At 64.8% G+C, this 16,743-nt stretch carries 20 protein-coding genes; 12 read left to right on the forward strand and 8 right to left on the reverse strand.

Annotation, left to right across the window (positions count from 1 at the left end; all coding sequences use genetic code 11):
• Nucleotides 1-55: 55 nt before the first annotated feature.
• From acnB to DFR39_RS15755, 6 genes are all read right to left on the reverse strand, one after another.
• Entirely contained in the window at nt 56-2,641 is a 2,586-nt protein-coding gene (gene acnB / locus DFR39_RS15730; protein WP_133604667.1) for a bifunctional aconitate hydratase 2/2-methylisocitrate dehydratase, read from the reverse strand.
• A 30-nt stretch (nt 2,642-2,671) separates the two neighbouring features.
• Entirely contained in the window at nt 2,672-3,121 is a 450-nt protein-coding gene (locus tag DFR39_RS15735) for a type II toxin-antitoxin system VapC family toxin (RefSeq protein WP_246030866.1), read from the reverse strand.
• 10 nt (nt 3,122-3,131) lie between these two features.
• On the reverse strand, nt 3,132-3,377 hold the full coding sequence (locus DFR39_RS15740) for an AbrB/MazE/SpoVT family DNA-binding domain-containing protein (RefSeq protein WP_133604668.1): 246 nt from the start codon (nt 3,375-3,377) through the stop codon (nt 3,132-3,134).
• 87 nt (nt 3,378-3,464) lie between these two features.
• Nucleotides 3,465-4,067, reverse strand: coding sequence for a hypothetical protein (locus DFR39_RS15745; protein WP_133604670.1), 603 nt, complete (start codon nt 4,065-4,067; stop codon nt 3,465-3,467).
• Between the two features lie 120 nt (nt 4,068-4,187).
• Entirely contained in the window at nt 4,188-5,201 is a 1,014-nt protein-coding gene (locus DFR39_RS15750; protein WP_133604672.1) for an HpcH/HpaI aldolase/citrate lyase family protein, read from the reverse strand.
• Nucleotides 5,202-5,301: 100 nt separating this feature from the next.
• Nucleotides 5,302-6,291: a malate dehydrogenase gene (locus tag DFR39_RS15755; RefSeq protein ID WP_133604674.1), complete on the reverse strand. Its 990-nt coding sequence runs from the start codon at nt 6,289-6,291 to the stop codon at nt 5,302-5,304.
• 257 nt (nt 6,292-6,548) lie between these two features.
• Here DFR39_RS15755 and DFR39_RS15760 point away from each other — a divergent pair, with 257 nt between their 5' ends.
• The 7 genes from DFR39_RS15760 (at nt 6,549) to gltA (ending at nt 12,411) form a co-directional block, all read left to right on the forward strand.
• Nucleotides 6,549-7,322, forward strand: a complete 774-nt coding sequence (locus DFR39_RS15760; RefSeq protein ID WP_133604676.1) for a GntR family transcriptional regulator — start codon at nt 6,549-6,551, stop codon at nt 7,320-7,322.
• Nucleotides 7,323-7,426: 104 nt separating this feature from the next.
• Complete coding sequence (sdhC, locus tag DFR39_RS15765) at nt 7,427-7,870, forward strand: succinate dehydrogenase, cytochrome b556 subunit (protein ID WP_133604678.1); 444 nt, start codon at nt 7,427-7,429, stop codon at nt 7,868-7,870.
• Nucleotides 7,871-7,896: 26 nt separating this feature from the next.
• Entirely contained in the window at nt 7,897-8,256 is a 360-nt protein-coding gene (gene sdhD / locus DFR39_RS15770; protein WP_133604680.1) for a succinate dehydrogenase, hydrophobic membrane anchor protein, read from the forward strand.
• A 5-nt stretch (nt 8,257-8,261) separates the two neighbouring features.
• Entirely contained in the window at nt 8,262-10,037 is a 1,776-nt protein-coding gene (sdhA, locus tag DFR39_RS15775) for a succinate dehydrogenase flavoprotein subunit (protein ID WP_133604681.1), read from the forward strand.
• A gap of 24 nt (nt 10,038-10,061) precedes the next feature.
• On the forward strand, nt 10,062-10,763 hold the full coding sequence (locus DFR39_RS15780) for a succinate dehydrogenase iron-sulfur subunit (RefSeq protein WP_133604683.1): 702 nt from the start codon (nt 10,062-10,064) through the stop codon (nt 10,761-10,763).
• 25 nt (nt 10,764-10,788) lie between these two features.
• Nucleotides 10,789-11,091 carry an FAD assembly factor SdhE gene (locus DFR39_RS15785; RefSeq protein WP_133604685.1) on the forward strand — a complete coding sequence of 101 codons (303 nt, stop codon included), beginning with the start codon at nt 10,789-10,791 and terminating at the stop codon, nt 11,089-11,091.
• Nucleotides 11,092-11,100: 9 nt separating this feature from the next.
• Nucleotides 11,101-12,411, forward strand: coding sequence for a citrate synthase (gltA, locus tag DFR39_RS15790; RefSeq protein ID WP_133604687.1), 1,311 nt, complete (start codon nt 11,101-11,103; stop codon nt 12,409-12,411).
• Nucleotides 12,412-12,501: 90 nt separating this feature from the next.
• On the opposite strand, the gene DFR39_RS15795 is transcribed toward gltA, so the two are convergent.
• Together DFR39_RS15795 and DFR39_RS15800 are read right to left on the reverse strand one after the other, a co-directional pair.
• Nucleotides 12,502-12,987: a TM2 domain-containing protein gene (locus DFR39_RS15795; RefSeq protein ID WP_133604689.1), complete on the reverse strand. Its 486-nt coding sequence runs from the start codon at nt 12,985-12,987 to the stop codon at nt 12,502-12,504.
• Nucleotides 12,984-13,517, reverse strand: a complete 534-nt coding sequence (locus DFR39_RS15800) for a GNAT family N-acetyltransferase (protein ID WP_133604691.1) — start codon at nt 13,515-13,517, stop codon at nt 12,984-12,986. Before DFR39_RS15800 ends, DFR39_RS15795 begins: the two co-directional genes overlap by 4 nt.
• A 260-nt stretch (nt 13,518-13,777) precedes the next feature.
• Here DFR39_RS15800 and rpsP point away from each other — a divergent pair, with 260 nt between their 5' ends.
• From rpsP to DFR39_RS15825, 5 genes are all read left to right on the forward strand, one after another.
• Complete coding sequence (rpsP, locus tag DFR39_RS15805; protein ID WP_133604692.1) at nt 13,778-14,029, forward strand: 30S ribosomal protein S16; 252 nt, start codon at nt 13,778-13,780, stop codon at nt 14,027-14,029.
• Nucleotides 14,030-14,035: 6 nt separating this feature from the next.
• Entirely contained in the window at nt 14,036-14,629 is a 594-nt protein-coding gene (gene rimM / locus DFR39_RS15810; RefSeq protein WP_246030867.1) for a ribosome maturation factor RimM, read from the forward strand.
• A gap of 40 nt (nt 14,630-14,669) precedes the next feature.
• Nucleotides 14,670-15,455 (forward strand): tRNA (guanosine(37)-N1)-methyltransferase TrmD, encoded by a 786-nt coding sequence (gene trmD / locus DFR39_RS15815; RefSeq protein WP_133604694.1) that lies wholly within the window; start codon nt 14,670-14,672, stop codon nt 15,453-15,455.
• 160 nt (nt 15,456-15,615) lie between these two features.
• Complete coding sequence (gene rplS / locus DFR39_RS15820; protein WP_133604921.1) at nt 15,616-15,969, forward strand: 50S ribosomal protein L19; 354 nt, start codon at nt 15,616-15,618, stop codon at nt 15,967-15,969.
• Nucleotides 15,970-16,040: 71 nt separating this feature from the next.
• Nucleotides 16,041-16,736, forward strand: a complete 696-nt coding sequence (locus tag DFR39_RS15825; protein WP_133604696.1) for a CoA pyrophosphatase — start codon at nt 16,041-16,043, stop codon at nt 16,734-16,736.
• Nucleotides 16,737-16,743 lie beyond the last annotated feature (7 nt).

The raw sequence follows: 16,743 nt of genomic DNA on the forward strand, positions 1-16,743 counted from the left end.
CCCATGAAAAAGGCCCGCCGAAGCGGGCCTTTTAGCATGGCGCGGGGCCGATCAATCAGACGCTCTTGGCCACGTCCGCGTACTCCTCGATCTGGTCGAAGTTCATGTAGCGGTAGACGCTGGCCTTGTCGGCGTCGATCACGCCCATCTCCTTCAGGTACTCCTCCTTGGTCGGCAGGCGGCCCAGGCGCGAGGCGATGGCGGCCAGCTCGGCCGAGCCCAGGAACACATTGGTGTTCTTGCCCAGACGGTTGGGGAAGTTGCGGGTGGAGGTGGAGATCACGGTGGCGCCTTCGCGGACCTGGGCCTGGTTGCCCATGCACAGCGAGCAGCCCGGCATTTCGGTGCGCGCACCGGCGGTGCCGAACGCGGCGTAATGGCCTTCCTTGATCAGCTCGCTCTGGTCCATCTTGGTCGGCGGCGCGACCCACAGCTTGACCGGGATGTCGCGCTGGCCGCCCAGCAGCTTGGCCGCGGCGCGGAAGTGACCGATGTTGGTCATGCAGGAACCAATGAAGGCTTCATCGATCTTGGTGCCGGCCACGTCGGACAGGAACTTGGCGTCATCCGGGTCGTTGGGGCAGCAGACGATGGGCTCCTTGATGTCGGCCAGATCGATCTCGATCACGGCGGCGTACTCGGCGTCCTTGTCGGCTTCCAGCAGTTCGGGCTTGGCCAGCCAGGCCTCGACCTTCTCGATGCGGCGCTGCAGGGTCTTGGCGTCCGCATAACCGTCGGCGATCATGTTCTTCATCAGCACGATATTGCTGGTGAGGTACTCCTTGATCGGCTCGGGGTTGAGCTTGATGGTGCAACCGGCGGCCGAGCGCTCGGCCGAGGCGTCGCTCAGCTCGAAAGCCTGTTCCACCTTCAGGTCGGGCAGACCTTCGATTTCCAGGATGCGGCCCGAGAACACATTCTTCTTGCCGGCCTTGGCGACCGTCAGCAGACCGGCCTTGATCGCGTACAGCGGGATGGCATGAACCAGGTCACGCAGGGTGACGCCGGGCTGCAGCTCACCCTTGAAGCGCACCAGCACCGACTCGGGCATGTCCAGGGGCATGACGCCGGTGGCGGCGCCGAAGGCCACCAGACCGGAGCCGGCCGGGAAGGAGATGCCGATGGGGAAGCGGGTGTGCGAGTCGCCGCCGGTGCCCACGGTGTCGGGCAGCAGCAGGCGGTTCAGCCAGCTGTGGATCACGCCGTCGCCCGGGCGCAGGGCCACGCCGCCGCGGTTGGAGATGAAGGCGGGCAGCTCGCGGTGGGTCTTGACGTCCACCGGCTTGGGGTAGGCGGCGGTGTGGCAGAAGCTCTGCATCACCAAGTCAGCGCTGAAGCCCAGGCAGGCCAGGTCCTTCAGCTCATCGCGGGTCATGGGGCCGGTGGTGTCCTGCGAGCCGACGGTGGTCATCTTGGGCTCGCAGTAGGTACCCGGGCGCACGCCCTGGCCTTCCGGCAGGCCCACGGCGCGGCCGACCATCTTCTGCGCCAGGGTGAAGCCGGCCTTGGACTCGGCGGGGGCTTGCGGCAGGCGGAACAGGGTGGAGGCGGGCAGGCCCAGGAACTCGCGCGCCTTGGCCGTCAGGGAGCGGCCGATGATCAGGTTGATGCGGCCGCCGGCGCGCACTTCGTCGAACAGCACATCGCTCTTGAGCTTGAATTCGGCGACGGTCTCTCCGTTCTTCACCAGCTTGCCGTCATAGGGCAGCACGTCGATGACGTCGCCCATTTCCAGCTTGCTCACATCGACTTCGATCGGCAGGGAGCCCGAGTCTTCTTGCGTGTTGAAGAAGATGGGGGCGATCTTGCCGCCCAGGGTCACGCCGCCGAAGCGTTTGTTCGGCACGAAGGGGATGTCCTGGCCGGTGGCCCAGATCACCGAGTTGGTGGCGGACTTGCGGCTGGAGCCGGTGCCGACCACATCGCCCACGTAGGCGACCAGGTGGCCCTTCTTCTTCAGGTCTTCGATGAATTGCATCGGGCCGCGCTTGCCGTCCTCCTCGGGCTTGAAGGCCGCGTCGGGGCGGGTGTTCTTCAGCATAGCCAGGTAGTGCAGCGGGATGTCCGGGCGGCTCCAGGCGTCGGGGGCGGGCGAGAGGTCGTCGGTATTGGTTTCGCCGGGCACCTTGAAGACGGTGACGGTGATCTTCTTCTCGACTTCGGGACGCGAGGTGAACCACTCGCCGTCGGCCCAGCTCTGCATCACTTGCTTGGCCCATGCATTGCCGGCCTTGGCCTTGGCGGCTACATCGTTGAAGTAGTCGAACATCAGCAGGGTCTTCTTCAGACCCTCGGCCGCCACACCCGCCACTTCGGCGTCGTCCAGCAGCTCGATCAGAGGATGCACGTTGTAGCCACCCACCATGGTGCCCAGCAGCTCGGTGGCCTTGGCCTTGGAGATCAGACCGACCTGGATGTCACCGTGAGCGACAGCGGCCAGGAACGAGGCCTTGACCTTGGCGGCGTCGTCCACGCCCGGGGGCACGCGGTGGGTCAGCAGATCCAGCAGGAAAGCGTCTTCACCGGCCGGCGGGTTCTTGATCAGCTCGATCAGCTCGGCCACCTGCTCGGGCGAAAGGGGCAGGGGCGGGATGCCGAGGGCGGCGCGTTCGGCGGCGTGTTGGCGGTAGGCTTGCAGCATGCGTACTCCGTTGGGGTCGGTTGAAGGGGCTCAGGGGGCGCTCGGTACGATGACCTTGAGCCCCTTGAAGTAGTCGCGGAAGAAACCCTGGTCGCGCGTGATCAGGCCGCTGCACTGGAGCAGGGCATGGGCACCAACCAGGAAGTCGGGAATCGTGCGGGGCGCGGCGGCGGAGCCGGGCAGGGCACCGGCCTCCTGCTTTTCGCGCAGGCGCTGCTTGTATTTGCGCTGCATCTCGCCGGCGCGGATGGCAGCGCGCTGGTCGATGGGCGAGAAGGCCAGGCCCATCTCCTCCAGCGCGTCCATGACCTCGGCGCCGTGGCCCAGGCCGGCGGTGACCTCGCTGAGCACCACATCGCAGACCACCACGGGGCCGCTGGACAGGGCCAGGCGCAGCGCAGCCTCGGCCGCGTCCGCGCGGGTGTCGTCTCCCAGCAGATCAATCAGCACCGAGGTGTCTACGGCCATCATGGTGTTCATGCGCTCCGCGTCAGGCCTCGGTCGGATCGCTCGGGGCGCGGCCGCGCAGCTCGCGCATGATGTCGTCGGTGCTGGTGCCCTCGGGCAGCTTGAAGCGGCCACGGGCGCGCGAGATGGCGTCGTCGACGTTCTTGCGCAGAATGATGCGGGCGCCGTCCAGCTCCACCTTGAGCGTGGTGCCCTTGGTCAGCCCCAGTGCGTCACGCACGGCCTTGGGCAGGGTGATCTGCCCGCGCTCTGCAACGGTGGCTTCCATGCGGTTGGCTCCTGGGTATGGCCTGAAAAGTATGGATGAATTCTACATACTTTCAAGGCCAACGGGGGGCATGCGCCCCCGCGCTACTCAGAGCTTGGTGACGGGGGCGGTCACGCGGGGTTCAATCCCCAGGCCGCCATGGTCCAGCGTGATGCCGGAGGCGGCTGCCGCGGCCTTGGCGGCCCTGGCGGCTTCAATGATCTCGCGCTGCTTGGGGTGGATGCACTCGTCCACCAGGCGTTGACCGATCTTGGTGTCCATCAGCATGGACTTGTTGCCAATCTGGATCATCAGGGTCTTGCCCGTGACGTCCTCCATGCGCAGCGCGCCGGTGCTGGAGAGTACGGGCTTCATGGTGAAGGTGTGCCGCTGCCAGGCCACGTCCAGGTAACCCGGCGTGGTGTTGCGGGTGATGCTGATGGACTGCTTGAACTCGCAGTCATAGGTGCCCAAAAAGGCCATTTCGGTGGCGGCGAGCTGGTCGGCATCGGCTTCGGCCAAGACCGGCGGCGGCGGGGGCAGTGGCTTGGCGGGCGCCTTGCGAGGGGCGGGCTTGGCCGCCGGCTTGGCTGCGGCGGCGGCCGGCTTGGCGCTGCTGCTGCCGGGCTTCGGGGCCGCGGGCGTCTGTGCCAGGGTGATGCTGGCGCAGGTGGCGCTCAACACGAAAGTCAGAAGGGATGCGAACTTCATGGCGATCAGGGGCGGGCGCCCCGACAGGGTGAAAACTTGTGCAGCAATGTAGCGCCAGTTGATGGCGCTGCCGCGGCGTGCAGGTGGGCGATTGTTACGGCATGTCCCGCCCGCTGGCTCTTATGCATTACCCGCAAGAGCTGGGGTGAAGTAGTCGCGCTCGACCTCGATGGGCAGGGGCTGGCCCGTCTGGTGGGCCCGTTCCAGCAGTTGCCAGTAATAGCGGTAGCTGGCGCGGTCGTGCAGCACGTCGCGGTACTGGATGGGGGCCCAGGCGGCAGCCTGGGCGGCATGGATGATGTCTATGGCCTCATCAATCTCGGCCGTGCTCGGGGCGAAGGCGTCGATGATGGGCTGGATCTGGTTGGGGTGGATGCTCCACATGCGGGTGTAGCCCAGCTCGCGGGCTGCCCGCTGGGCGGCTTCCTGGATGGCGCTGGGATGTTTGAACTCCGTGACCACGCAGTGTGAGGGTGTCTTGCCATGGGCGTGGCTGGCGGCGGCAATTTCCAGCTTGGCGCGCAGCACCAGCGGGTGGCTGAACTGGCCTTGCAGGCTCATGCCTGCGCGCGGGATGGCGCCGCGGTGGGCCGAGACGAAATCCATCAGTCCGAAGGACAGTGACTCAATGCGGGGCAGGGCGGCAATCTGCCAGACCTCGCGCAGTGCGCCATGGGTTTCGATCAGGGTGTGCAGGGGCAGCGGTTTGCGGATGCCGTGGCGCACCAGGGTGGCATCCACAAAGGCAATGGCCTGCTGCACCTCGGCCGCGCTCTGCGGCTTGGGCAGCATCAGATAGGCCAGTTTCTCGCCCGCCCGGGCGATCAGGCCGTCCACATCGGCTTCGAAACTGAGGTGATCCAGCGGGTGAACGCGGGCGCCCACACGGCCGAAGCGGTTGGCGGCGCTGTTGAGCAGTTCGGCCACGAGCAGAACGTGCTCCGCCTCGCCGCCAATGGGGGCGCCATCCTCGCAGTCCAGGGTGATGTCGAAGACCGGCCCCATCTCGCCCTGCAATTCCAGGCTCTTGCGCATGCGCGCCTCGACGCCGCAATAGTGATCCACCACGGGCAGGCGTGGAGCAGCATCACCTTCGTCAAACAGGGCAAGCTTGGGGTGCAGGGCGGTACTCATGGAAATCCTGGCCAGAAAAAAGGGCCAGCGTGGCTGGCCCTCTCAGTGTGAAGAAACATGACTGACGGCGCCAGTCCTGTTTTCGCTCAGGCGAGCGGGATCACAGCAGATGCTTGACGCCGTCCTGCTCGTCAGTCAGCTCCTTCAGGGTCTTGTTGATGCACTCTTGCGAGAAGGCATCAATTTCCAGGCCCTGGACGATCTTGTACTCGCCGCCTTCGCAGGTGACGGGGTAGCCGAACATGACTTCCTTGGGGATGCCGTAGGAGCCATCGGACGGGATGCCCATGGTGACCCACTTGCCGTTGGTGCCCAGGGCCCAGTCGCGCATATGGTCGATGGCGGCGTTGGCGGCCGAGGCGGCGGACGACAGGCCGCGGGCGGCGATGATGGCAGCGCCGCGCTTGCCCACGGTGGGCAGGAAGGTGTTGCGGTTCCACTCTTCATCGTTGATCAGGGCCTTGACGCCCTGACCGTCGATGGTGGCGAAGCGGTAGTCGGCGTACATGGTGGGCGAGTGGTTGCCCCACACGGCCAGCTTCTCGATGGAGCCCACGGCCTTGCCGGTCTTGGCGGCGATCTGCGAAGCAGCGCGGTTGTGGTCCAGGCGCAGCATGGCGGTGAAGTTCTTGGCCGGCAGATCCGGGGCCGACTTCATGGCGATGTAGGCATTGGTGTTGGCGGGGTTGCCGACGACCAGCACCTTGACATTGCGCGAGGCAACGGCGTTCAGGGCCTTGCCCTGCACGGTGAAGATCTGGGCATTGGCGGCCAGCAGGTCGGCACGCTCCATGCCGGGGCCGCGCGGGCGGGCGCCGACCAGCAGGGCGTAGTCGGTGTCCTTGAAGGCGGTCATCGGGTCGCTGTGGGCTTCGATACCAGCCAGCAGCGGGAAGGCGCAGTCTTCCAGCTCCATGATCACGCCCTTGAGCGCGTTCTGGGCCTTCTCGTCGGGGATCTCCAGCAGTTGCAGGATCACCGGCTGGTCCTTGCCCAGCATCTCGCCCGAGGCGATGCGGAACAGCAGGGCGTAGCCGATCTGGCCGGCGGCGCCGGTAACGGCGACGCGAACGGGTTTCTTGTTGCTCATGTGGAAGCTCCGAGAGAAGTGAAGGATTCGGTTTGTCGAGCCCGTCGCCGCCGGCGGAATTGGCCGGGGTGGCTGCGCCCGCGAGTTTAGGACAGTCCGAGGGTTTGCCCGAGCGCTGTCGACACGGATTGCACGCCCTTTGGCTGTAGCGCGTGATTATGCGCCGGGTTTGGGCTTTTTGTTCGTCTTATGTCTTATACAAGACATTAGTCAACTTTAGTGGACTTGATGCGCTGGCCTGTGTTGCAATTCGCGCCATGCCAGCCTCCCCGCAACTCCCTGCCGACACTGCGCGCGACACCGCGCGTGCGGAGGGTGCCCCATCTTTCAGTCCCTTGTATCGGCAGATCAAGGGGCTGATCATTGGCGGCTTGCAGGCGGGTGAGTGGAAGGCGGGGGAAGCCATTCCCAGCGAACTGGAGCTGGCGGCGCGCTTCGGTGTCAGTCAGGGCACGGTGCGCAAGGCTGTGGACGAACTGGCCGCCGAGAGCGTGCTGGTGCGGCGTCAGGGAAAGGGCACCTTCGTCGCCACTCACGCCGAACAAAAGATTCAATACCGCTTTTTGCGTCTCGTGCCGGACGAGGGGGCGGAGTCGCTGGGGCGGCAGTTGCTGGATTGCCGCCGACAGCGCGCGCCTGCGGCAATAGCCCGACAGCTGCAGATGAGATCGGGCGATGCGATGATTGAAGTGCGTCGCTTGTTGCACAGCAAGGGGCAGCCGGTCGTGCTGGATGACATCTGGCTGCCGGGTGCCTTGTTCAAGGGTTTGACGGCCGAGCGGCTGGAGCAGCATCGCGGCCCCTTCTACGGTCTGTTCGAGGCGGAGTTTGGGGTGCACATGATTCGTGCCCAGGAGAAGATACGGGCCGTTGCGGCTGATGCCGAGACGGCGGAGTTGCTGAAAGTGGCGGTTGGCGCGCCTTTGCTGAGCGTGGAGCGTCTTTCCTTCACTTATGGGGACAAGCCGGTGGAATTCAGGCGCGGGCTTTACAGCACTGCTACCCACTTCTACCGCAATGAGCTGAACTGAGTCTTGCGGCAGTTGCGGTGTGTGCATGGCGCACGCGACCGCCAGGATCTGTATTGCATTGCAATAAAATTGATTGGTTTCACGTTGATTACACAAGGTCGGACATGACGAACGCCACCCAAAGCGCTACAAAAAAGCGACCGGTCTATCGGAACATCAACCTCTTTACCGATGTCCGAACCTACCGCCTTCCGGCAGCCGGTTTTGTGTCCATCCTGCACCGCGTCAGCGGCTTGCTGATGTTCTTGCTGCTGCCCTTCATCCTCTGGATGTTTGACAACAGCCTGAGTTCCGAGATTTCCTACGAGGCCTTCACCAATGCCTTCGTGGCCGGCATCGGCTTCGTGCCTGCCTGGTTCGTGAAGCTGGTGGTGCTGGCCCTGTCCTGGGCGTATCTGCACCACTTCATTGCCGGTGTTCGCCACCTGTGGATGGACGCCACCCACAGCGTGAGCAAGCAGCAGGGCAAGTCCTCGGCCGTGTTCACCCTGGCTCTGAGCCTGGCGCTGACGGCCCTGGTGGCCGCCAAGCTGTTCGGCCTGTACTGATTTCAAGAAACGAGAGGTCTACCCAAATGAGTACCTTCGGCTCCAAACGCCTGGTGGTCGGCGCCCATTACGGGCTGCGCGACTGGCTGGCCCAGCGCATCACCGCCGTGCTGATGGCCCTGTTCACCCTGGTTCTGCTGGCTCGCTTCCTGATGCCTGGCGAGCTGGGCTATGACCACTGGGCTGCCATCTTCGCGCCGCAGTGGATGAAGCTGCTGACCTTTGTGACCATCATTGCACTGGCCTACCACGCTTGGGTGGGTGTGCGCGATATCTGGATGGACTATGTGCAGCCGGTGGGTATCCGCCTGGCGCTGCAGGTGTTCTCGCTTGTGTGGCTGGTGGCTTGCGCCGGCTGGGCGATCCAGGTGCTTTGGAGGCTTTGAGAAAAATGCAAATTGGGACCACGCTTGCAAAGCGCAAATTTGACGTCGTGATCGTCGGGGCCGGCGGCTCCGGCATGCGCGCCTCGCTGCAACTCTCGCTGGCCGGCCTGAATGTGGCCGTGCTTTCCAAGGTCTTCCCGACCCGCTCGCACACCGTGGCCGCCCAGGGCGGTATCGGTGCCTCGCTGGGCAATATGTCGGAAGACAACTGGCACTACCACTTCTTCGACACCGTCAAGGGTTCGGACTGGCTGGGTGACCAGGATGCGATCGAGTTCATGTGCCGTGAGGCGCCCAAGGTCGTGTACGAGCTTGAGCACTTCGGCATGCCTTTCGACCGCAACGCCGACGGTACGATCTACCAGCGCCCCTTCGGTGGCCACACCGCCAACTATGGCGAGAAGCCCGTGCAGCGCGCCTGCGCCGCGGCCGACCGCACCGGCCACGCCCTGCTGCACACCCTGTACCAGCAGAACGTCAAGGCCAAGACCCAGTTCTTCGTCGAGTGGATGGCGCTGGACATCATCCGCGACGCCGATGGCGACGCCGTGGGCGTGACGGCCCTGGAGATGGAGACCGGCGAGGTCCACATCCTGCAGGCCAAGACCGTGCTGCTGGCCACCGGCGGCGCCGGCCGCATCTTCGCGGCCTCCACCAATGCCTTCATCAACACCGGTGACGGTCTGGGCATGGCGGCGCGCGCCGGCATCCCGTTGGAAGACATGGAGTTCTGGCAGTTCCACCCCACCGGCGTGGCCGGCGCGGGCGTGCTGCTGACCGAGGGCTGCCGCGGCGAAGGCGCCATCTTGCGCAATGCCAATGGCGAGCGCTTCATGGAGCGCTATGCGCCCACCCTGAAGGACCTGGCGCCGCGTGACTTCGTCTCGCGCTCCATGGACCAGGAGATCAAGGAAGGTCGCGGCTGCGGTCCCAACAAGGACTATGTGCTGCTGGACATGACCCACCTGGGCGCCGAGACGATCATGAAGCGTCTGCCCTCGGTGTTCGAGATCGGTCACAACTTCGCCAACGTCGACATCACCAAGGAGCCGATTCCCGTGGTGCCGACCATCCATTACCAGATGGGTGGCATTCCGACCAATGTGCACGGCCAGGTGGTCGTGCCCAAGAACGGCAAGCACAACGACATCATCAACGGCCTCTACGCCGTGGGTGAGTGCTCCTGCGTGTCGGTGCACGGCGCCAACCGCCTGGGCACCAACTCTCTGCTGGACCTGGTGGTGTTTGGCCGCGCGGCCGGCAACCACATCGTCGACTTCAACCTCAAGACCAAGTCGCACAAGGAACTGCCCAAGGACGCCGCCGACCAGACCCTGGCCCGCCTGGCGCGCCTGGAGTCGGCCAGCAATGGCGAGTACGCCCAGGATGTGGCCAATGACATCCGCTCGACCATGCAGAAGCACGCCGGCGTGTTCCGCACCCAGGCCAGCATGGACGAAGGTGTGGTGCGCATCAAGGAAGTCGCTGAGCGCGTCAAGAGCATCGGCCTGAAGGACAAGTCCAAGGTCTTCAACACCGCCCGCGTCGAGGCGCTGGAAGTCGAGAACCTGATTGAGGCTGCCAAGGCCACCATGATCTCGGCCGCTGCCCGTCCGGAGTCGCGTGGTGCCCATGCCCACAACGACTACCCCAACCGCGACGATGCGAACTGGATGAAGCACACCCTGTGGTACTCCGAAGGCGATCGCCTCGAGTACAAGCCGGTGAACCTGCAGCCGCTGACCGTCGAGTCCGTGCCGCCCAAGGTCCGCACGTTCTAAGCAGCAAGGATTGAGAGCCAAGACATGAAGCGCACTTTCCAGATCTACCGCTACGATCCCGACAAGGACGCCAAGCCCTATATGCAGACCATCGAGATCGAGCTCGATGGCCATGAACGCATGTTGCTGGATGCCCTGGTCAAGCTCAAGGCCGTGGATCCCACGCTGAGCTTCCGCCGCAGCTGCCGCGAAGGCGTCTGCGGTTCGGACGCGATGAACATCAACGGCAAGAACGGTCTGGCCTGCCTGACGAATATGCGCACGCTGCCGGGCACCATCGTGCTCAAGCCGCTGCCGGGTCTGCCGGTCGTGCGCGACCTGATCGTCGACATGACCCAGTTCTTCAAGCAGTACCACTCGATCAAGCCCTTCCTGATCAACGACAACCCCTTGCCCGAGAAGGAGCGTCTGCAGACGCCCGAGGAGCGCGAGGAGCTCGACGGTCTGTACGAGTGCATCCTGTGCGCCAGCTGCTCGACCAGCTGCCCCAGCTTCTGGTGGAACCCCGACAAGTTCGTGGGCCCTGCCGGTCTGCTGCAGGCCTACCGCTTCATCGCGGACAGCCGCGACCAGGCCACGGGTGAGCGTCTGGACAATCTGGAAGACCCCTACCGTCTGTTCCGCTGCCACACCATCATGAACTGTGTCGATGTCTGCCCCAAGGGTCTGAACCCCACCAAGGCCATCGGCAAGATCAAGGAACTGATGGTGCGTCGCGCCGTCTGATCCTGTCGCATTGCACCCCGCTCACATGGATCACGCTGCTCCCGACGCGCTCATCGACGAGCGTTCGCTTTCCAAGCTCAAGTGGCGCTGCCGCCGCGGCCTGCTGGAAAACGATCTCTTCATCGAGCGCTTCTTCCAGAAGCACGAGAGCAGCCTGACCGTGTTCCAGGCCGAGGGTCTGCGCCAGCTGATGGAACTGTCGGACAACGATCTGATGGATCTGCTGCTGCGCCGCAAGGAACCCGAGGGCGAGCTCGACCGTCCCGATGTGCAAGAAGTCCTGGGCTTGCTCAGGACGCCTTCGTCAACGAATCCCAAGAAGTCATAAGGAATGCCCATGACCCCCTCTGACGTCAAAGCCACCCTGTCGTTCACGGACGGCAGCCCCAGCATGGACCTGCCCATCTACAAGGGTTCGGTGGGCCCGGATGTGATCGACATCCGCAAGCTCTATGCGCAGACGGGCAAGTTCACCTATGACCCGGGCTTCCTGTCGACGGCGTCCTGCAACTCGACCATCACCTACATCGATGGCGACAAGGGCGAGCTGCTGTACCGCGGCTACCCGATCGAGCAACTGGCCGTGAACTGCGACTATCTGGAAACCTGCTATCTGCTGCTGTACGGAGAGCTGCCGAACCAGAGCCAGAAGGACAGTTTCGTCGAGCGCGTGACCAAGCACACCATGGTCAACGAGCAGATGCAGTTTTTCCTGCGTGGCTTCCGCCGCGACGCGCACCCCATGGCCGTGATGACCGGTCTGGTGGGTGCCATGTCGGCCTTCTACCACGACAGCACCGACATCAATAACCCCGAGCATCGCGAGATCGCGGCCATCCGCCTGATCGCCAAGATGCCGACCCTGGTCGCGATGGCCTACAAGTACACCATCGGCCAGCCTTACATCTACCCGAAGAACGATCTCTCGTACGCCGGCAACTTCATGCGCATGATGTTTGCCACGCCCTGCGAGGACTACAAGCCCAATGACGTGCTGGTGCGCGCCATGGACCGCATCTTCACGCTGCACGCCGACCACGAGCAGAACGCCAGCACCTCGACCGTGCGTCTGTGCGGCTCCTCGGGTACCAACCCCTTCGCGGCCATTGCCGCGGGTGTCGCCTGCCTGTGGGGCCCGGCTCACGGTGGCGCCAACGAGGCCTGTCTGAACATGCTGGCCGACATCCAGCAGATGGGTGGCGAGGCCAAGATCGGTGAGTTCATCAAGCAGGTCAAGGACAAGTCCAGCAACGTCAAGCTGATGGGCTTCGGTCACCGCGTCTACAAGAACTACGATCCGCGCGCCAAGCTGATGCGCGAGACCTGCCACGAGGTGCTGAACGAACTGGGTCTGCAGAACGACCCGCTGTTCAAGCTGGCCATGTCGCTGGAGAAGATCGCGCTGGAAGACGAGTACTTCGTGGCCCGCAAGCTCTACCCGAACGTGGACTTCTACTCGGGCATCGTGCAGCGCGCCATCGGCATCCCCGTGCCGCTGTTCACCGCCATCTTCGCCCTGGCCCGCACGGTCGGCTGGATCGCCCAGCTCAACGAAATGATCAGCGACCCCGAGTACAAGATCGGCCGTCCGCGCCAGCTCTTCGTCGGTGCAGCTGCGCGCGACGTCAAGCCCATCGCCCAGCGCTGAGGCTTCAGGCCTGCGGCAAGCGGATCATGATCCGCTTGCCGGCGCTGCCGCACTACAACCCGCAAGCCGCGTGTCGGCCTGCGGGTTGTTTCATTTCGGGGTGGGGGCTGGCGGTTGGCTGTCGTTGGATGGCTCCGCCGTTTCGGCCTGGAGCTCGAAGTAGCGCTGTGCGCTGAAGGCGATGGTGCTCATCAGCACGGCGCCGCCAATCAGCAGGCTGAGCACCACAGCGATGATGGCGCCCCAGCCGCTCGGGCGTTCCGGCAATCCGGGGTTGTGCCGCTGCTGCCACTTCTCGTCGGGGGTGAGGCCGTAAATGATGGCGCTGAGCATGGCCGCAACCAGGCTCAGCCCGAGCATGGGCATCAGCAGCCAGCTCAGGCGATCATCCTGGCCCAGTGCTTCCATGCGTTGCAGCCCTTGCAAGCCCAGCAAGGTCGGCGGAATGTGCAACCAGCCTCCCAGGTCCTTGAAGCCGTACAGGTAGAAGCGGTGCAGACCCATGCTGCCCAAGAGCAAAGCCAGCCAGGTGCTGACGGTTTTGGACTTGTAGCCCGTCACGCTGTGGCCGCTCATTCTGGGCTGCTCTGGTCGCCCAGACCCAGCTGGCGCTGCATCAGCACCACATCGAGCCAGCGGCCGAACTTCCAGCCTGCGCTCTTGAGCACGCCGGTGTGCTCGAAGCCCAGTGCGGTGTGCACGCCAATGGAGCCCTTGTTCTCGGCGTCGCCGATGACGGCCAGCATCTGGCGCGCGCCGGCAGCCTCGCAGCGGCTGATCAGCTCGGCCAGCAGCAGGCGGCCCACGCCTTGGCCCTGGGCCTCGGGGTGCAGGTAAATCGAGTCCTCCACACAGAAACGGTAGGCCAGGCGGGGACGGAAATAGTTGGCATAGGCATAGCCCAGCACCTGCTCGCCGCGCACGGCGACCAGCCAGGGCAGCTGGCGCCCCAGCACCTCCTGGCGGCGACGAGCCATTTCCTGCTCGTCCGGCACCTCGGTTTCGAAGGTGCCGGTGCCGTGAAGTACCGCGTGGGCATAGATGGATTGGATGGCGGGCAGGTCGGCCGCAGTGCTGGACCGTATCAGCAGGGCTGGGGGCGTCATAAAGACTCTGGCGTTAGGGTTGTCTGAGTTTATAATGCCGGGTTTTGGTGCTGGTCGCTTGTTCGCAGGCCGCGGTCAAAAAGCCGGATGCGGGGAATCATCCCAGGGTATTTCGGCTGGCGCGAGTCTTGTGGGCGAGAGGCGTATCTACGGTGCCAAACCTTGCTTGGGGTATTTTTCGGCCCCGGGTTTTTCGATCTGCTCGCCCTGAGTGTCTCCTGGTGCGGTGGAACGCTTTAGAGATCATCAAAGGATTCATCATGGTCGTGATTCGACTCGCACGCGGCGGCTCCAAGAAGCGCCCCTTCTACAACATCGTCGTGGCCAACAGCCAGCAGCGCCGTGACGGCCGCTTCATCGAGCGCGTGGGCTTCTACAACCCCGTGGCTTCCGGCGCCGCCGAAAGCCTGCGCGTGGCCCTGGATCGCGTCAGCTACTGGACCGGCGTCGGCGCCCAGCTGTCGCCCACCGCCGCTCGTCTGGTCGAGCAGGCCAAGAAGGCTGCCGCCTAAATCACGGTGCTGAAGCAAGCCGCATCCTCCCAAGAGCGCGATCCTCTGGCCTGGCCCGAGGACGCTGTCGAAGTCGGGCGCGTGCTTGATGCCTGGGGCATCAAGGGCTGGGTCAAGATCCAGTCTTATTCCACCGATGCCCAGGCGCTGTTCTCCTCCCGGCGCTGGTTTCTCCAGCCGCCCGAGGGCAAGCCGGTGGCAAAGCCTTTGCCATCGGTTCTCAAGATTCTGTCGGTTCGCGAACACGGCGAGGGCATCGTGGCCCAGGCCGAAGACGTCGCGGATCGCAATGCGGCCGAAGCCCTGCGTGGCGCTCGCATCTTTATCTCTCGCTCCGCCTTCCCCAAGGCCGACCCGAATGAGTACTACTGGGTCGATCTGATCGGCCTGGCCGTGCACAACCGCCAGGGCGAGCTGCTGGGTGAGGTTGTGGGCCTGCTGGACACCGGCCCTCACAGCGTGCTGCGCATCGCGCCGCCGGGCCTGCCCCAGCCGGTCAAGCCCGACCAGGAGCGCCTGGTGCCCTTTGTCTCGGCCTTTGTCGATGAGGTGAGCCTGCCCGAGCGGCGCATCACCGTCGACTGGGGCTTGGACTACTGAAGCCCGCGCCGCTGACCGCGGCCGCCGGTCTGCCGTCGCGATGCGCTTCGACCTGATCACGCTCTTCCCCGAACTTTTCGGGCCGCATCTCAGCGTGGGCGTGACGCGCCGCGCCTTCGAGAGCCGCCAGGTCGATGTGCGCCTGTGGCAGCTGCGCGACTACGCCGAAGACAACTACCGCCGCGTCGACGATCGCCCCTATGGCGGCGGCCCCGGCATGGTGATGCTGGTCGAACCGCTGGAGCGCGCCCTGGCGGCGGTCAAGGCGCAGCGCCTGGCCGAGAGTGCTGAGGCAGCGCCCGCCATCATCCATTTCAGCCCCACGGGCCGTCGCATCGACCAGGCCCTGGTGCAGGAGCTGGCGTCCAGCCCCGGTGCCGTGCTGCTGTGCGGTCGCTACGAGGGCATGGACCAGCGCTTCCTGGACCGCCACGTCACGCTGGAGCTGAGCCTGGGCGATTTCGTACTCTCCGGCGGCGAGCTGCCGGCCCTGGCTCTGCTGGACGCCATCGCGCGCCTGCAGCCCGGGGTGCTCAATGACGCGGCCTCACACCAGCAGGACAGCTTCTCGGACGGCCTGCTGGACTGCCCGCACTACAGCCGTCCCGAGCTGCTGCACACGCCCGAAGGCGAGGCCCTGCCGGTGCCGCCGGTGCTGCTCTCCGGGCACCACGCCCAGATCGCGCGCTGGCGCCGCGAGCGTTCCCTGGCCCTGACCTGGGCCCGTCGCCCCGAGTTGATCGAGGCGGCTCGCCAGGCCGGCCGCCTGAGCCGGGCGGACGAGAAATTTCTGGCCACTTTGACGAAGCCCGACAGCCCGCTATAATGGTGGGCTTTTCGATCCTCTACCGGGCTGCGCGCTATAGTTTCAAGCGTGCGACAAGGTCAGTAACGGTGAGCAGATGGCGGGCTTCGTGCCCGACGGCTTGTCCACCTCAACCTGGCTTAAATTCCGCGCCGGCATGATCGCCTGGAGTGAAAACCCCATGAATCTGATCCAGACCCTCGAGCAAGAAGAAATCGCTCGCCTGAACAAGACCATCCCGGCCTTCGCCCCTGGCGATACCGTGATCGTCAGCGTCAACGTGGTTGAAGGCACCCGCAAGCGCGTGCAGGCCTACGAAGGCGTCGTGATTGCCAAGCGCAACCGCGGCCTGAACAGCAGCTTCATCGTCCGTAAGATCTCGAGCGGCGAAGGCGTTGAGCGTACCTTCCAGCTGTACAGCCCGCTGATCGCTTCGATCGAAGTCAAGCGCCGCGGTGATGTGCGCCGTGCCAAGCTGTACTACCTGCGCCAGCGTTCGGGCAAGTCGGCTCGCATCAAGGAGAAGCTGGCTTAATTGCCGCTTTCCCTTCGCAGAAAACCGCCCCTCGGGGCGGTTTTTTGTTTTCCGCCTTAAGCTTGCAGCCCATGTCCCGCCCGCCGATTCTGAATCCGCAAGCCGTGCCCGTGACGGGCGTCGACACCCACCTTCCCGCCGTGCCTGCCGCCGTCCTGAGCCCGGCCGCCCTGCGGCAGCGCTTCGCGGCACAGCCGGCCTGGCAGCCCGAGATCGCCGGCGATGGCGCTCGCTTTGCCCAGCGCGAGCCGGCCGCGGCCGCGGTGCTGGTGCCCCTGGTGATGCATGAGAGCGGCCTGCGTCTGCTGCTGACGCGGCGCACCGCACATCTGCGCTCGCATGCCGGCCAGATCAGCTTTCCCGGTGGCCGGGTTGAGTCCGAGGATGGTGGGGTGGTGGAGACCGCGCTGCGCGAGACGGCCGAGGAGATCGGCCTGCATCGCACGCAGATCGAGGTGATCGGCCAGCTCCCCATCTACACCACCGTCACCGCCTTCGAGGTCACGCCCGTGGTCGCTCTGTTGCGGCCCGGCTTCACGCTCACACTCGATGCTGGCGAAGTGGATGAGGCCTTCGAGGTGCCGCTGGACTTTCTGATGAATCCGGCCCATCACCAGCGTCATACCTTCCGGTGGGAGGGCGGCGAACGTCAGTTCCTCTCCATGCCCTGGCATCAGCGTGACGCCCAAGGGGTGTTGCGCGAGTACTTCATCTGGGGCGCCACCGCGGCCATGCTGCGCAATCTCTACCGTTTCCTGAGCGCCTGAGTCCCGT

Source organism: Roseateles asaccharophilus (assembly GCF_004362405.1).
Classification (GTDB): Bacteria; Pseudomonadota; Gammaproteobacteria; order Burkholderiales; family Burkholderiaceae_C; genus Kinneretia; species Kinneretia asaccharophila.

Bases quoted from the DNA above. Each gene is read 5' to 3' on its own strand.
- acnB (WP_133604667.1), bottom strand. From the start codon at position 2,641: ATGCTGCAAGCCTACCGCCAACACGCCGCCGAACGCGCCGCCCTCGGC.
- DFR39_RS15735 (WP_246030866.1), bottom strand. From the start codon at position 3,121: ATGAACACCATGATGGCCGTAGACACCTCGGTGCTGATTGATCTGCTG.
- DFR39_RS15740 (WP_133604668.1), bottom strand. From the start codon at position 3,377: ATGGAAGCCACCGTTGCAGAGCGCGGGCAGATCACCCTGCCCAAGGCC.
- DFR39_RS15745 (WP_133604670.1), bottom strand. From the start codon at position 4,067: ATGAAGTTCGCATCCCTTCTGACTTTCGTGTTGAGCGCCACCTGCGCC.
- DFR39_RS15750 (WP_133604672.1), bottom strand. From the start codon at position 5,201: ATGAGTACCGCCCTGCACCCCAAGCTTGCCCTGTTTGACGAAGGTGAT.
- DFR39_RS15755 (WP_133604674.1), bottom strand. From the start codon at position 6,291: ATGAGCAACAAGAAACCCGTTCGCGTCGCCGTTACCGGCGCCGCCGGC.
- DFR39_RS15760 (WP_133604676.1), top strand. From the start codon at position 6,549: ATGCCAGCCTCCCCGCAACTCCCTGCCGACACTGCGCGCGACACCGCG.
- sdhC (WP_133604678.1), top strand. From the start codon at position 7,427: ATGACGAACGCCACCCAAAGCGCTACAAAAAAGCGACCGGTCTATCGG.
- sdhD (WP_133604680.1), top strand. From the start codon at position 7,897: ATGAGTACCTTCGGCTCCAAACGCCTGGTGGTCGGCGCCCATTACGGG.
- sdhA (WP_133604681.1), top strand. From the start codon at position 8,262: ATGCAAATTGGGACCACGCTTGCAAAGCGCAAATTTGACGTCGTGATC.
- DFR39_RS15780 (WP_133604683.1), top strand. From the start codon at position 10,062: ATGAAGCGCACTTTCCAGATCTACCGCTACGATCCCGACAAGGACGCC.
- DFR39_RS15785 (WP_133604685.1), top strand. From the start codon at position 10,789: ATGGATCACGCTGCTCCCGACGCGCTCATCGACGAGCGTTCGCTTTCC.
- gltA (WP_133604687.1), top strand. From the start codon at position 11,101: ATGACCCCCTCTGACGTCAAAGCCACCCTGTCGTTCACGGACGGCAGC.
- DFR39_RS15795 (WP_133604689.1), bottom strand. From the start codon at position 12,987: ATGAGCGGCCACAGCGTGACGGGCTACAAGTCCAAAACCGTCAGCACC.
- DFR39_RS15800 (WP_133604691.1), bottom strand. From the start codon at position 13,517: ATGACGCCCCCAGCCCTGCTGATACGGTCCAGCACTGCGGCCGACCTG.
- rpsP (WP_133604692.1), top strand. From the start codon at position 13,778: ATGGTCGTGATTCGACTCGCACGCGGCGGCTCCAAGAAGCGCCCCTTC.
- trmD (WP_133604694.1), top strand. From the start codon at position 14,670: ATGCGCTTCGACCTGATCACGCTCTTCCCCGAACTTTTCGGGCCGCAT.
- rplS (WP_133604921.1), top strand. From the start codon at position 15,616: ATGAATCTGATCCAGACCCTCGAGCAAGAAGAAATCGCTCGCCTGAAC.
- DFR39_RS15825 (WP_133604696.1), top strand. From the start codon at position 16,041: ATGTCCCGCCCGCCGATTCTGAATCCGCAAGCCGTGCCCGTGACGGGC.